The sequence below is a fragment of the Streptomyces sp. NPDC111507 genome (assembly GCF_055638955.1).
On the sequence record NZ_JBVKBU010000002.1, the window covers coordinates 135,078 to 148,401 of the forward strand.

Annotated in this window: 13 protein-coding genes; 6 read left to right on the plus strand and 7 right to left on the minus strand. The window is 71.0% G+C overall.

Features of this window, described 5'->3' with window-relative positions; all coding sequences use genetic code 11:
- Positions 1-35: 35 nt before the first annotated feature.
- Together ACZ7M2_RS08080 and ACZ7M2_RS08085 are read left to right on the plus strand one after the other, a co-directional pair.
- Positions 36-1,106 (plus strand): permease, encoded by a 1,071-nt coding sequence (locus tag ACZ7M2_RS08080; protein WP_352053599.1) that lies wholly within the window; start codon positions 36-38, stop codon positions 1,104-1,106.
- Positions 1,103-1,834, plus strand: a complete 732-nt coding sequence (locus ACZ7M2_RS08085) for a TIGR03943 family putative permease subunit (RefSeq protein ID WP_471594613.1) — start codon at positions 1,103-1,105, stop codon at positions 1,832-1,834. The genes ACZ7M2_RS08080 and ACZ7M2_RS08085 overlap by 4 nt, the downstream gene beginning before the upstream one ends.
- 15 nt (positions 1,835-1,849) lie before the next feature.
- Here ACZ7M2_RS08085 and ACZ7M2_RS08090 read toward each other — a convergent pair whose 3' ends face one another.
- The gene (locus ACZ7M2_RS08090; RefSeq protein WP_471594614.1) at positions 1,850-2,758 is read right to left on the minus strand and encodes an ADP-ribosylglycohydrolase family protein; all 909 of its coding nucleotides are present in this window, start codon (positions 2,756-2,758) and stop codon (positions 1,850-1,852) included.
- Positions 2,759-2,827: 69 nt separating this feature from the next.
- Entirely contained in the window at positions 2,828-3,934 is a 1,107-nt protein-coding gene (locus tag ACZ7M2_RS08095) for a ferritin-like domain-containing protein (protein WP_471594615.1), read from the minus strand.
- 150 nt (positions 3,935-4,084) lie between these two features.
- On the opposite strand from ACZ7M2_RS08095, the gene ACZ7M2_RS08100 reads away from it, so the two are divergent.
- From ACZ7M2_RS08100 to ACZ7M2_RS08115, 4 genes are all read left to right on the plus strand, one after another.
- Complete coding sequence (locus tag ACZ7M2_RS08100) at positions 4,085-5,014, plus strand: AurF N-oxygenase family protein (protein WP_403699478.1); 930 nt, start codon at positions 4,085-4,087, stop codon at positions 5,012-5,014.
- Positions 5,015-5,223: 209 nt separating this feature from the next.
- Positions 5,224-5,949 carry a TetR/AcrR family transcriptional regulator gene (locus tag ACZ7M2_RS08105; RefSeq protein WP_352046031.1) on the plus strand — a complete coding sequence of 242 codons (726 nt, stop codon included), beginning with the start codon at positions 5,224-5,226 and terminating at the stop codon, positions 5,947-5,949.
- A 25-nt stretch (positions 5,950-5,974) separates the two neighbouring features.
- Positions 5,975-6,283: a hypothetical protein gene (locus tag ACZ7M2_RS08110; RefSeq protein WP_352046030.1), complete on the plus strand. Its 309-nt coding sequence runs from the start codon at positions 5,975-5,977 to the stop codon at positions 6,281-6,283.
- Between the two features lie 102 nt (positions 6,284-6,385).
- The gene (locus ACZ7M2_RS08115; RefSeq protein WP_471594616.1) at positions 6,386-7,474 is read left to right on the plus strand and encodes a C40 family peptidase; all 1,089 of its coding nucleotides are present in this window, start codon (positions 6,386-6,388) and stop codon (positions 7,472-7,474) included.
- Between the two features lie 15 nt (positions 7,475-7,489).
- Here the strand turns inward: ACZ7M2_RS08115 and ACZ7M2_RS08120 are convergent, their stop codons facing one another.
- The 5 genes from ACZ7M2_RS08120 to ACZ7M2_RS08140 are packed head-to-tail and all read right to left on the minus strand — an operon-like array spanning position 7,490 to position 13,161.
- Positions 7,490-8,743, minus strand: a complete 1,254-nt coding sequence (locus ACZ7M2_RS08120; protein ID WP_471594617.1) for a styrene monooxygenase/indole monooxygenase family protein — start codon at positions 8,741-8,743, stop codon at positions 7,490-7,492.
- A 24-nt stretch (positions 8,744-8,767) separates the two neighbouring features.
- Positions 8,768-9,442: a GTP-binding protein gene (locus ACZ7M2_RS08125; RefSeq protein ID WP_471594618.1), complete on the minus strand. Its 675-nt coding sequence runs from the start codon at positions 9,440-9,442 to the stop codon at positions 8,768-8,770.
- Positions 9,423-9,830, minus strand: a complete 408-nt coding sequence (locus tag ACZ7M2_RS08130; RefSeq protein WP_075028888.1) for a DUF742 domain-containing protein — start codon at positions 9,828-9,830, stop codon at positions 9,423-9,425. Before ACZ7M2_RS08130 ends, ACZ7M2_RS08125 begins: the two co-directional genes overlap by 20 nt.
- Positions 9,827-10,330 (minus strand): roadblock/LC7 domain-containing protein, encoded by a 504-nt coding sequence (locus ACZ7M2_RS08135; RefSeq protein ID WP_352046027.1) that lies wholly within the window; start codon positions 10,328-10,330, stop codon positions 9,827-9,829. The genes ACZ7M2_RS08130 and ACZ7M2_RS08135 overlap by 4 nt, the downstream gene beginning before the upstream one ends.
- Positions 10,327-13,161, minus strand: a complete 2,835-nt coding sequence (locus ACZ7M2_RS08140) for a sensor histidine kinase (protein WP_471594619.1) — start codon at positions 13,159-13,161, stop codon at positions 10,327-10,329. Before ACZ7M2_RS08140 ends, ACZ7M2_RS08135 begins: the two co-directional genes overlap by 4 nt.
- Between the last annotated feature and the right edge of the window lie 163 nt (positions 13,162-13,324).

Here is a 13,324-nt window from a genome sequence, read left to right on the forward strand (position 1 = left end):
ATTCCAGCCCGTGCCCTGCCGGAGGTACCTCGCCCGTGAGCATCACCAAAGCGGCCCCGCCCGGGGCCGACCACCGCGACGCGGACGCACCGGACGGTCCACGGGAACTGACGGACGCACCGGACGGTCCACGGGAGCAGGCGGCCGCATCCCAGGGCTGGCAGTTCAACTCGCCGCTCGTCCTGGTCATGCTGCTGCTCGTCCTGGTGGTGGCGCAGGGGCCGATCCGCCGGGCGCTGTCGGCGCCGGTGATGCAGAGCTGGATGACCGTGTTCGTCGCGGTGGTCTGCCAGGCGCTGCCCTTCCTCGTGCTCGGTGTGATGCTGTCGGCGGTCATCGCGGTGTTCGTGCCGCCGACGTTCTTCGCCCGGGCGCTGCCCAAGCGGCCCGCGCTGGCCGTGCCGGTCGCCGGGATGGCCGGGGCGGTGCTGCCCGGCTGCGAGTGCGCGTCGGTACCGGTGGCGGGGGCGCTGGTACGGCGGGGGGTCACGCCCGCGGCGGCGCTGGCGTTCCTGCTGTCGGCGCCCGCGATCAACCCGATCGTGCTGACGGCCACCGCCGTCGCGTTCCCCCGCAACCCCGAGATGGTCCTCGCCCGGTTCGTGGCAAGCCTGCTCGTGGCCTGCGTGATGGGGTGGCTGTGGCAGCGGCTGGGGCGGGCGGACTGGATGCGGCCGCCGGCCCGGCCCTCGCACGAGGGGCTCGGCAAGGGCGCCGCGTTCTGGGACTCCGTACGGCACGACGTGATGCACGCCGGCGGGTTCCTCGTCATCGGGGCGATGGCAGCGGCCACGCTGAAGGCCGTCGTCCCGGCGACCTGGCTGCACGCCGCGGCCGCCAACCCGGTGGTGGCGATCCTCGCCCTCGCGGTCCTCGCCGTGCTGCTGTCCATCTGCTCCGAGGCCGACGCGTTCGTCGTCTCCTCGCTGACCCAGTTCTCGCTGACCGCGCGGCTGGCCTTCCTCGTGGTGGGACCGATGATCGACCTGAAACTCTTCGCCATGCAGGCGGGCACGTTCGGCCGCGGGTTCGCCCTGCGGTTCGCACCCGCCACCTTCGCCCTGGCCATCCTCGGCTCGGTCCTCGTCGGGACGGTGCTGCTGTGAACCGGCAGGCACAGGCGGCGGTCCTGTTCCTCGTCGGGGCGGCGGTCCTGCACGCGGGACTCACCGACCTCTACCTGCGCTACGTCAAGGCGGGGTTGCGGCCGTTGCTGCTGGCCGCCGGGGTCGTGCTGATCATGGCGGCGGTGGCGACGGTCTGGTACGAGCGACGCGGCCGGGGTGAAGCCGGCCACGGCGACGGCGACGGGCACGGGCACGTCCACCGCGAACCCCGTGTCGCCTGGCTCCTCGTCCTCCCCCTCCTCGCCCTGATCCTGGTCTCCCCGCCCGCGCTGGGTTCCTACAGCGCCATGCACGCCGGTACGGCCCTACAGGCGCCCCTGGCCTACCCGTCCCTGCCTGCCACCGACCCGCTCCCGCTCGGCGTCGTCGACTACGCGGGCCGCGCCGCCTACGACCACGGCCGTACCCTGGCCCACCGGCGGGTCGAAGTCACCGGCTTCGTCGCCCTTGCCGAGGACGGCACCCCGTACCTGGTCCGGATGGCCCTCAACTGCTGTGCCGCCGACGCCCAACCGGTCAAGATCGGCCTGACCGGCCACATCCCGCCCGTCCTTCAGCCCGACACCTGGCTCCAGGTCACCGGTACCTACACCGCCAAGCAGACCAAGGACCCCGTCAACGACGGCCGCATCCCGTTCCTCGACGTCACCGCGGCCAAACCGGTCCCGACCCCGCACGACCCGTACGACGAGAGCTGGAACAACTGAGGCGGGCCGGGCCGGCTACCCGGCGCCGGGTACCGCCTCGCGGCGGCTCAGCCATTCCTCGGGCACGTGCCCCACTCCCGTACGGGCACCCACGATGCCGCCCGTGATGGCGCAGGTCGTGTCGACGTCGCCGAAGCCCTCCGCCGTGCTCCACAGGGCCGAGGTCAGGTCGTCGGGGTGACGGGCGGCGCACCAGACGGCGAAGGGGACGGTGTCGTCGGCGCGGACGCGTTGGCCGTTGCCGAGGATGTCCGCGGCCTTCCACGGCTCGGTGGTGAAGGGGAGCCGCGCCGCGCGCCGCAGCCCCTCGCGGACAGCGCTGTCGGGCGTGGCCTCCACCACGGTGCCGATGTTCAGGTCGTGCCGGGTGGACAGCGCCGCCGCGACGGCCACCGCCACCGCGCCCGCGATGCCCTCCGGATGGGCATGGGTCACCTCTGCCGAGAGCGTCGCCTGTGCGACCACCAGACGCAGGTCGCGCCGGAACCAGGCGCCCAACGGGGCCACCCGCATCGCCGCGCCGTTGCCGAGGCTGCCCTCGCCGTCGAAGAGTCCGCGTGCCAGTTCCGCCCAGCGGTCCGGCTCCTGGAGGAGGCGCGGGAGCAGTTGGTGCATGCCGTAGCCGTAGCCCCGGGCCGGGTCGGCGTCGTAGCCGAGGGCGAAGGCCTGGGCCAGTTCCGGTTGCCGGATCTCGCCGTGTTCGTCGAGGACACGGAAGATGCCGAGTGCCATGACCGTGTCGTCCGTCCAGTGCCAGTGCGGTTCCTCGGGGGTGCTTCGGGCACGGATCTCCTCGTACGCCTGGGGGCGGTCCCGGAAGAGGGGGAACCAGCGTTCGCCGAAGGCGTCGCCCAGGGCCAGGCCCTCCAGGCTGCGGCGGGCCGAGGCACGCGGGGTGAGACGGGGGTTCGGGGCGAATGTCATGATGTGAGCATGCCGGTCGGGGTGGGCCGGCGCACGCGTGTTCGTGCAAGCCGTTTCCGGCGGTTCGCCCTACGAGCCCTCACCCTTCTCGATCATCTCCTCCACCTCCGCCACCCGTTCCCTCTCCTCCGCCGCGAACCGCTCCGCGTCCAACCGCTCGGCCACCTCCTCGTCCTGGGCCATCAGCAGGTCGAGGTTGGAGTCGCCCATCTCGAAGACGCCCATGTCGACGTACGCCCGCTGGAGGCGTTCGCCCCACAGGCCGATGTCCTTGACGCACGGGACGATGCGGCTGAAGAGCAACTGGCGGAAGAGGCGCAGGAATTCGGACTGTTCGCTGTATTCCTCGGCCTCGGCCTTGGGAATACCGAAGTTCTCCAGGACCTCGACGCCGCGCAGCCGGTCCCGCATCAAGTAGCAGCCCTCGATGACGAATTCCTCGCGTTCACGGAGTTCGGCGTCGGAGAGTTGCGTGTAGTAGTCGCGCAGCGCCATCCGGCCGAAGGCCACATGGCGGGCCTCGTCCTGCATCACGTAGGCGAGGATCTGCTTGGGGAGGGGCTTGTCGGTGGTGTCCCTGATCATGCCGAAGGCCGCCAGGGCCAGGCCCTCTATGAGGACCTGCATCCCGAGGTACGGCATGTCCCAGCGGGAGTCCCGGAGGGTGTCGCCGAGGAGCGACTGCAGGTTGTCGTTGATCGGGTAGAGCATCCCGATCTTCTCCTGCAGGAAGCGGGCGTATATCTCGGCGTGGCGGGCCTCGTCCATGGTCTGGGTGGCCGAGTAGAACTTCGCGTCCAGGTCGGGGACCGACTCGACGATGCGCGCGGCGCAGACCATGGCCCCCTGCTCACCGTGCAGGAACTGGCTGAACTGCCAGGACGCGTAGTGCTTGCGCAGCTCGCCCTTGTCCCGGTCGGTCATCTTCGCCCAGTACGGGGTCCCGTAGAGGGTCAGCGACTCGTCGGGGGTACCGAGAGCGTCATGGGGGTCGACCTCCAGGTCCCAGTCGATTCTCTTCTGGCCGTCCCACTGTTTGTCCTTGCCCTTCTGGTACAGGGCGAGGAGTCGGTCGCGGCCGTCGTCGTACTCCCAGCTGAAGCGTGCCGCCCCTGAGGCCGGTACCTGCCAGAGGGGGTCTCCCGGGTCCTTGGCGTACAGCTCGTGCGTCGGCATACCTCGCAGGCTCACACGAGGTAGACGCGTCGTCAACAAGTCGCACGCAAGGGATTGACGAGCTTGCTGACAAGCAGTCTCATAAGTCGTGACCGTCGGTAACCCAGACGGATCCCGTGCCAGATCCCGTACGACGAGGTGGGAACAGCCATGACGACCGTGACGGAAGTGGATGTGCTGCGCGATGCGCTCGGTCTGCTCAAGGACCGGGAGCAGGTCGCCGAGCGGCTGCTCGACTCCTCCGCCAAGCACTCCTTCGACCCGGACAAGGAGCTGGACTGGGACGCGCCCTTCGAGGAAGGCAAGTGGTTCTGGCCGCCGGAGCTGGTGTCGCTGTACGACACCCCGCTGTGGAAGCGGATGGGCGAGGAGCAGCGGATTCTGCTCTCGCACCACGAGGCCGCCGCGCTGGCTTCACTGGGGATCTGGTTCGAGATCATTCTGATGCAGTTGCTGGTGCGGCACATTTACGACAAGGCGGCGACGAGTGCGCATGTGCGCTATGCGCTGACCGAGATCGAGGACGAGTGCCGGCACTCGAAGATGTTCGCCCGGCTGATCTCGCACGGCGGAACGCCGTACTACCCGGTGAGCCGGACGCATCGGAATCTGGGGCGGGTCTTCAAGACCATCTCGACCACGCCCGGGTCCTTCACGGCGACTCTGCTCGGCGAGGAGATCCTCGACTGGATGCAGCGGCTGACCTTTCCGGACGAGCGGGTGCAGAGCCTGGTACGGGGGGTCACGCGCATCCACGTGGTGGAGGAGGCGCGGCACGTGCGGTACGCGCGGGAGGAGCTGCGGCGGCAGATGGTGACGGCGCCGCGGTGGTCGCAGGAGTTCACGCGGGTGACGTCGGGCGAGTTCGCCCGGATCTTCTCCGTCGCCTTCGTCAATCCCGAGGTCTACACGAACGTCGGCCTCGACCAGCGGGAGGCCGTGGCGCAGGTGCAGGCGAGCGGGCACCGGCGGGAGGTCATGCAGACCGGCGCCAAACGGCTGACCGACTTCCTGGACGACATCGGGGTGCTGCGGGGAGTCGGGCGGCGACTGTGGAAGGCGTCGGGGCTGCTGGCCTGAGGGCGGGGCGCCCGCGGGATCGGTGGTGGGTCGGGGCCGTGGCGGTACGTCGAGCCCGTCGCCGCCGGATCAGACGTGGGCCGGGCAAGGGAGTTGCTGCTCGATCCGGACGTGAGCGACGGGCTTGCGACGTACCGCCACGGCCCCTCGCGTCGCAGGGCGGCCGCGGCTGGGAAGGGAGCTCGTGTCCTGGCCGTTACGCTGCCGATATGACCTCGCAGGCTCCCACCCCCGCATACCGTCGGCTGAGTGTCGAGGAGCGGCGCTCGCAGCTCCTCGAGGCGGCGCTGTCCCTCTTCGCGCACCGGGCACCCGAGGAGGTCTCGCTCGACGACGTGGCGGAGGCGGCGGGCGTGTCACGGCCTCTTGTGTACCGGTACTTCCCGGGCGGCAAGCAGCAGCTGTACGAGGCCGCCCTGCGGTCCGCCGCGGAGGATCTGGAGCACTGTTTCGCGGAGCCCCCCGAGGGGCCGTTGAGCGAGCGGCTGGCCCGGGCTCTGGACCGGTACCTGGCGTTCGTGGACCAGCACGACGCCGGGTTCACCGCGTTGCTTCAGGGAGGCAGTGTCGTCGAGACCTCCAGGACGACGGCCATAGTGGACGGCGTGCGGCGGGCGGCGGCGGAGCACATTCTGGATCATCTGGGCGTGAAGGATCCGGGGCGACGGCTGCGGATGACCGTGCGGATGTGGATCACGGCGGTGGAGGGCGCCTCGCTGAGCTGGCTGGACGGGGGCAAGGAGCCGCCGTTGGACGAGCTGCGGGACTGGCTCGTGGAGCAGTTCGTGGCGATGCTCGTGGTCAGTGCCGGACGTGATCCGCAGACCGCCGGCGTGGTGCGGGCCGCGCTCGTCCTGGAGGAGCGGGAAGGGGCCCTGGGGAAGCTGGCCCGGGCGGTCCTTCCGGTGATCGGTGATGCCGCTCGGCTGCTGTGACGGGTGCGTTTGTGACACTGGTGCCGTGAAGAGCGAAGACACCCCCTTCGAGGGCGGCCCGCTGGACGGGCGTGTGCTGCCCGTCCTGCTCGGTCTGACCGGACACCCGCCGAAGGTGTACCGGGTTCCGGTTCCGGATGCCGACGGCGGCCCGCCGACCGTGCTCGTCTACCGGCGGGTCCAGGCGCGGGTGAGCAAGCGGCTGGGGCTGCATCAGGCGTGGAAGTACGAGTACGACCCCTCGGGCGACGCGGGGAGCGGGCGCAAGTGGCCCTGGTCCAAGCCCGGCGGCAAGGGTGCGGGAGCCACGCCGGAGTCCCACGCCGACGAGTGAGGTTCTTGGGCCGAACCGGCCAGTCGGCGCGCGCTCGGGATGCGCCTCCCTGATCCTGCCGGTGCGAGGTGGAGGTACCACCTCGACACCGGAGGTGATGGCGTGTCAGGAAGGCTTGTACGTCTGGCTTGTACGGCCGCGATGGCGTCGGGGGTGCTGCTGGCCACCGGGCCGGCGGTGGTGGCCGCGCCGGATCCCGGGGCCGAAGAGCGGTCCGTGACCAAGCTGCTGACGGATCTTCAACAGCTCTACCAGGACGCCGAGCGTGCCACCGAGACGTACAATGCCACGGCGGAGAAGCTGAAGAAGCAGAAGGCCGAGGTCGCCCGGCTCGACGGGAACCTCGCCAAGGCCCGGCTCTCGCTGGACGACAGCCGCGCGGCGGCGGGGCGGCTCGCCCGGCAGCAGTACCAGAACAGCGGCGAGATCTCGTCATACGTACGGCTGCTGCTCGCCCGTGATCCGCAGCACGCCCTGGACGAGGGGCACGTGATCGGACAGCTGGCACAGGAGCGGGTCGAGACCGTCGACCGGCTGCAGGGGACGGAGCGCAGGACCGACGGTCTCGCACGGAAGGCGCGCAAGGCACTCGACGGTCAACTCACTCTCGCCGAACGGCAGAAGAAGGAGCGCGACGAGGTGCGGGGGCGGCTCAAGGACGTCGAGCAGCTGCTCGCCTCGCTCAGCGCCGGTCAGCTCTCCGAGCTCGCCCGGCTGGAGAAGTCGGGAGTCGCCGAGGCGCAGCAGAAGTTCGTGGCGTCAGGGGCGCTCAGCAGTGCACGGCCGCCCACGCGAGAGGGCGAGAAGGCGGTGCGGTACGCCGTCAAGCAGATCGGCAAGCCGTACGTGTGGGGGGCCGAGGGTCCCGGGGCGTACGACTGCTCGGGGCTCACTTCGCAGGCCTGGGTGCACGCCGGGCGGCCCATCCCCCGGACCAGCCAGGAGCAATGGGCCCAGTTGCCCCACATTCCGCTGAGCGAGCTTCGCCCCGGGGATCTGGTGATCTACTTCCCCGAGGCCACCCATGTCGCCCTGTACCTGGGGGACGGCCTGGTCGTGCAGGCCCCGAGACCGGGAACCGACGTCAAGGTCTCCCCCATCGCCGCCAACCCGTTGCTCGGAGCCGTCCGCCCGGACCCGGACGGAAAGCCCCTGCGGCACTACACACCACCGAGGCTCGCGTCCCATTAGAAGTACCCGACAGGCTCAGGCCCCGGTCACGGAGGCCAAGTACGCCTCGGTCTTCTCGGGCTCATAGAAGAAGTTCTCGAAGTCCGCAGGGTCGTTGAACCCGTTGGCGAAACGATGCGCCACCGCCGGAATCTGCCCCCCGGCCCCGATCAGGTTGAGGACGTGCTCCGGCGGCACGCCCAGCATGGCGTTCGTCCACTTCGTCACGTGCTGGGCCGTGTCCCAGTACCGGTCGAACGCGGACCGCATCCACGCCTCGTCGAACTCCTTGTCCTCGTGCTCGAGGATCGCGCCGAGGTACGCCGCCGCGCACTTGGAGGCGGAGTTGGAGCCCTGGCCGGTGATCGGGTCGTTGGCGACGACCACGTCGGCGACGCCCAGGACCAGGCCGCCGCCGGGGAGGCGGCCGATCGGGTTGCGGACGGTGGGGGCGTAGCGTCCGGACAGCGTTCCGTTGGCGTCGGTGAGTTCGACCTTGGTGGCCCGGGCGTACTCCCACGGCACGAACTTCTCCATGAGTTCCAGGGTCAGGGAGAGGTGTTCGGCGGGGTCCTTGATGCCGGTGAAGGCGTCGACCGGGCCGCCGGGTATGCCCTCCCAGAAAAGGATGTCCGCACGGCCGGTGGTGGTGAGGGTCGGCATGACGAAGAGCTCGCCGACGCCGGGGACCAGGTTGCAGCGGACCGCGTCGTAGTCGGGGTGCTCGGGGCGCGGGCCCAGACCGTGGACGTAGGCGACGGCGAGGGCGCGCTGCGGCTCCGCGTACGGGGAACGGGCGGCGTCCCGGCCGAACATGGAGACCAGTTCACCCTTGCCGGCCGACACCAGGACCAGGTCGTACGTACGGGCGAAGTAGTCCAGGTCGGAGACCGCCGCGCCGTGGATGACCAGTTGGCCACCGCGCTGGGCGAAGGTCTCCATCCAGCCGGCCATCTTCACCCGCTGGTCGACCGACTGCGCGTAGCCGTCGAGCCTGCCCACCCAGTCGATCGCCCGCTGGGTCGGACCGGGGTCGTGAGAGCCGGGGGCGGCGACCGAGACGCCGAGTCCTTCGATCTTCGGGGCCTGGGACTCCCAGAAGTTCAGCTGGAGATCGCGCTCGTGCTGGAGTGCCGTGTGGAACATGCACTGCGTCGACATGACGCGGCCGGTGCGGATCTCGTCCGCCGTCCGGTTCGACATCAGGGTGACCTCGTACCCGTGCGACTGGAGGCCGAGGGCAAGCTGGAGTCCGGACTGACCGGCTCCGACGACGAGTATCTTCCGCATGCGCGTCCTAACTCCGTGTACGTCTTATTCGGGGCTCACGTCGAGCGCGTGCCCCACCAGCGCGAGTAGGGTCTCGACGACCGTGATCCGGCGCCTGGCATCCATGATCATGACAGGTATGTGTGGGGGTACCGTGAGGGCCTCGCGCACGTCGTCGGCGTCGAACCGCTCGCTGCCGTCGAAGTGGTTGACCGCGACGACGTACGGCAGTCCGCAGCTCTCGAAGTAGTCGAGCGCCGGGAAGCAGTCCTTGAGGCGGCGGGTGTCGGCGAGGACCACGGCGCCGATCGCGCCGCGCACCAGGTCGTCCCACATGAACCAGAAGCGCGGCTGACCCGGGGTGCCGAAGAGGTACAGGACCAGGTCGTCGGCGAGCGTGATACGGCCGAAGTCCATGGCCACGGTGGTGGTCAGCTTCTCCGGGGTGCCGGTGAGGTCGTCCGTCTCCTCGCTGGCCTGGGTCATCAGCGCCTCCGTCTGGAGGGGCGTGATCTCGGAGACCGCCGTCACCAGCGTGGTCTTGCCCACGCCGAAGCCGCCCGCCACCACGATCTTCGTCGCGATCGGGGCACGGGTGCGGTCGGTCTGCCAGGCCTGGAGGTTCTCGTCGGACTCGGGCAGCGGCACCGGGGCCAGAGGCATCGGAGCCGAGGCGGGGGAGGCCGTTCTCGGCGCACCCTCAGAGACGACGGAGTCCATTCAGCACCCTTTCCAGCAGAGCGCGGTCCGGCTGTCCCGGGCCGTGACCTGTTCCGTACACACGGATCTTTCCCTGGTCCGCCAGGTCGCTCAGGAGGACGCGGACCACGCCCAGCGGCATCCTGAGGAGGGCGGCGATCTCGGCCACCGTACGCATCCGGCGGCAGAGTTCGACGATGGCCTGCATCTCGGGCATCACCCGGGTCGCGAGGGAGCCGTTGGTCAGCTCCTTGCGCTCCTCGGGGGCCTCGAGCGCCGCCACGAACGTCTCGACCAGCAGCACGTGCCCGAAACGGGTACGGCCGCCGGTGAGCGAGTACGGGCGCACGCGGGCCGGTTTGCGGTCCCCGCCACGTATGGGGAGCTTGGGCGCGGAGGAAGAACTCACTGGGCACTCCCCGTCGGCTTGGCTTCGAGTGACTGGCGTAGCTCGCTGCGGAGTTCGGGCGTCAGGACGTGTCCGGCGCGGCCGACGAACAGCGCCATGTGGTACGCCACCACGCTCATGTCGCAGTCCGGGGCGCCGTGCACCCCGAGCAGCGAGCCGTCGCTGATCGACATGACGAAGAGGCTGCCCTCGTCCATCGCGACCATCGTCTGCTTCACCCCGCCCGCGTCCATCAGCCTGGCGGCGCCGATGGTGAGGCTGCCGATGCCGGAGACGATGGTGGCGAGGTCCGCGGAGGATCCCTTGGGGCCGGTGGGGCGCGCCTCCGCCCCGGTGCGGGCCTCCGCGTTCCTCCCGGGGTCGGAGGACAGCAGCAGCAGACCGTCGGAGGAGACGACCGCGACCGACTGGAGGCCCGGCACCTCCTCGACGAGGTTCGTCAGCAGCCAGTGCAGATTGCGGGCCTCACTGCTCAGGCCGAAGGTACTGGGCGCGGTCAACTGCTTGCCTCCTCGACGGTGCCCCCCGATGCGTCTACTGCGTCCTGCTGTCGCACCGCGTCCTGCGCTTGGTCCTGCGCGGTGTTCCGTGCGGTGTGGTGCGGGGTGGGTGTCTGGGCCGTCTGTTCGGCGATCTCGGCCTCCACGTCGCGGCGGCCCTCCGTCGCGCCCCGGTGGAAGCCGCCGAGCCTGCGCCGCAGCGCCTCGGCGTCCACACCGCCGACGCGCGGCCGGGGAACCGGTGCGGGCGCCGAGATCTTCGGCGTCCGCTTGGGCAGTCCCTTGTCGGTGACCCGCTCCGTCTCCTCGTCCGACACCCGTTCGTGGGAGTCGGGGCCGATGGCGTAGGGGTCGGCGGTGGTGGCGGACACCGCGGGCTCGTGCGCCGGGGCCACCGGCTCGTCCGGCGGGACCAGCGGTGCCAGCAGCTCCATGGTGGTCTCGGAGAGCGTCGGCTCGGGGGCGTACGCCACCTGCGCGGCGGCGTCCGACCGTACGGCCTCCTCCGCGGCGGCGTCGCGTACGGCTTCCTCCGCGGCGGCGATCAGCGGGTCCTCGTCACCGGCGGGAGCGGTGGGAACGGCGGGGCTCGCCTGGCCCCGTGCCGTGAGGGCCGAACGGCCGTGCAGCACGTTCGAGTTGGCCTCCGCGTCGGCGCCCGGGAGGACGACCGAGGGGGCGGCTCCGGCGACCGGGGAGGCCGAGGGGACCGTGACGGCGGGGGCGGTCGCGAGCAGCGTCCTGGGGAGGACGACCACGGCCGCGGTGCCCCCCTGCTTCTGCTCCCGCAGTTGTACGCGGACGCCGTGCCGGTGGGCGAGCCGGGCCACCACGTACAGGCCGAGCCCGAGTCCCTCGCCGCTCTCCTGGTCGTAGGTGTCCTCCGGGTCGAACGCGGAGAGGCGGCCGTTGAGCTGGGCCATCCGGTCGGCGGCCATGCCGATGCCCTCGTCCTGCACGGAGAGCATCACCTCGCCGTTCTCCAGCAGCCAGCCGGAGACCTCGACGGGCAGGTCGGGCGGCGAGAACGAGGAGGCGTTCTCCAGGAGTTCGGCCACCAGGTGCGAGAGGTCGTCCGCGGCGAACCCGGCGAGGTGCGCGTGCGGCGGCAACACGGCGATACGGACGCGCTCGTACCGCTCGATCTCGCTGACCGCGGCCCGTACGACGTCGACCAGCGGGACGGGGCCCGCGTGGTGCTGGACGTGCTCGTGGCCGGCGAGGACGAGCAGGTTCTCGCTGTGGCGCCGCATGACGGTCGCGAAGTGGTCCAGCTTGAAGAGCGTGCCCAGCCGGTCCGGGTCCTGCTCGCGCTCCTCCAGTCCCTCGATGACCCCGAGCTGCCGCTCGACCAGGCCGAGGGTGCGCAGCGCGAGGTTGACGAAGGTGCCGTGGATGGTGCCGCGCACCTGCTCCAGGTGGGCCGCCGCGTCGGCGAGTTCCGCGCGCAGCCTGTCGCGCTCGTCGGCCATCAGCTGGCGCTGCCCGATGAGGTGCTTGCGGTCCGCTTCGAGGGTGGTCAGCCGTTCGTGGAGCGCGGCGGCGTGCGCGTGCAGCGCGTTGACGGAGCGGACCACCTGGGCGAACTCGTCGTTGCGCCCGGTGAACTTCACCGGCTCCTGCGCTCCCGGGTCCGCGGCGAGGCGGGCCGAGCCCAGACGCAGCACGGCCAGCGGGCGGGTGAGCGTGCGGGCCATGGCCATCGAGACGCCGACCGCGACCAGCAGCAGGGTGCCGATGAGGGCGATCCGGATCTCCAGCGCGGTGACGTCGTCGTCCCGCAGCCGCTCCAGGTCCTTGGTGCGGTGGTCGTTGAGCGAGGCCTCGGCGCCGCGCATCAGCTCGACGCGGGCGGAGAGCGCCGCGTCCACCTTGTTCGTACTGGAGTCGAGCTCGGAGTCGGAGAGCGTCGGCTGGTCGGTGAGGTCGGTGAGGTACGTGTCCGCGGTCGTGACGTCGGGTCCGGTGACCGTGGAGTCGTACGAGGCCTTGGCGTCCTTGGGGGCCGTCTCGCGGAAGTCCGCGAGGGCCGCGTCCGAGCGGAGCCGGGCCTGCTGGGCGGCGGCGCTGAGCGCGTCGCGCTGCTTGGTGTCGGCGGGAGACGAGCCGCTGGTGGTGGACGCCAGGCCGGTGACGGGGTTGATGACCGTCTGGGTGGTGCGCGGGATGTTGAGGGCCGCGAGGAGCAGTCCGCGGGCGGCGGCGGACTGCTGGACCGCGGAGTCCAGCTCGGCGAGGGCGTGCGCGCCGGAGCCCGCGCGGGGCGGCAGCTGCTCGGCCAGGTCCTCGGCGAGGGCGTGGAGTTCGGTGATGACGTCGGAGTACGCCTCGTGCGCTTCGAGAGCGGTGCTCTTGCCGGTGAGCGCCGCTCTGCGGGCGGTGCCGATGCCGTCCAGGTCCTTCAGGAGGACGGCGGGCGCGTCCTCGTCCGCCCGAACCTCGTCGACCTGCCGGTCGACCCGCGCGCTGCGCTGCTCGGAGGGCGCCTTGGACTTCGGCCGGCCCGCGGCGATGTACGAGGTGACCTCGTCGCGCTCGTCGGCCAGCGAGTGGGCGAGCGTCAGCGCCTGCTGGGTCCGCCCGGCGAGCGTCACCAGGTTCTGGGAGTCGTTCAGCTGCTCGGAGGCCGCGAGGACCGTGGGGGCTCCGGCGCCGACGATGGCGGCCGCGACGACCGCCACGGCGACGATCAGCCGATTACGCACGTGAGCGGAGCGGCCCTTGCCCGCAGGGGTCTGCCCCGCGGCACCCGGCGTGCGCTCCGCGCCCCCTTCGGAGGCCGACTGCCCGGCTCCGGAGGCCGCCTGCTTGCCTGTGCGCCGAGACCGCATCTTCTGCACCGGTGCTCGCAATCCTGACTCGTGTACCCAAGGGCCCGGGTGACGTTCCGTCAACTGGGCGTCCGCCCTCCCCAAGCTCTCGACTTCGCTCGAGCAGGGGGTGTCCCATCGGCTCCCGACCCTCCCAGTGCCGGTGGGCAGTGGTCCCGCATCG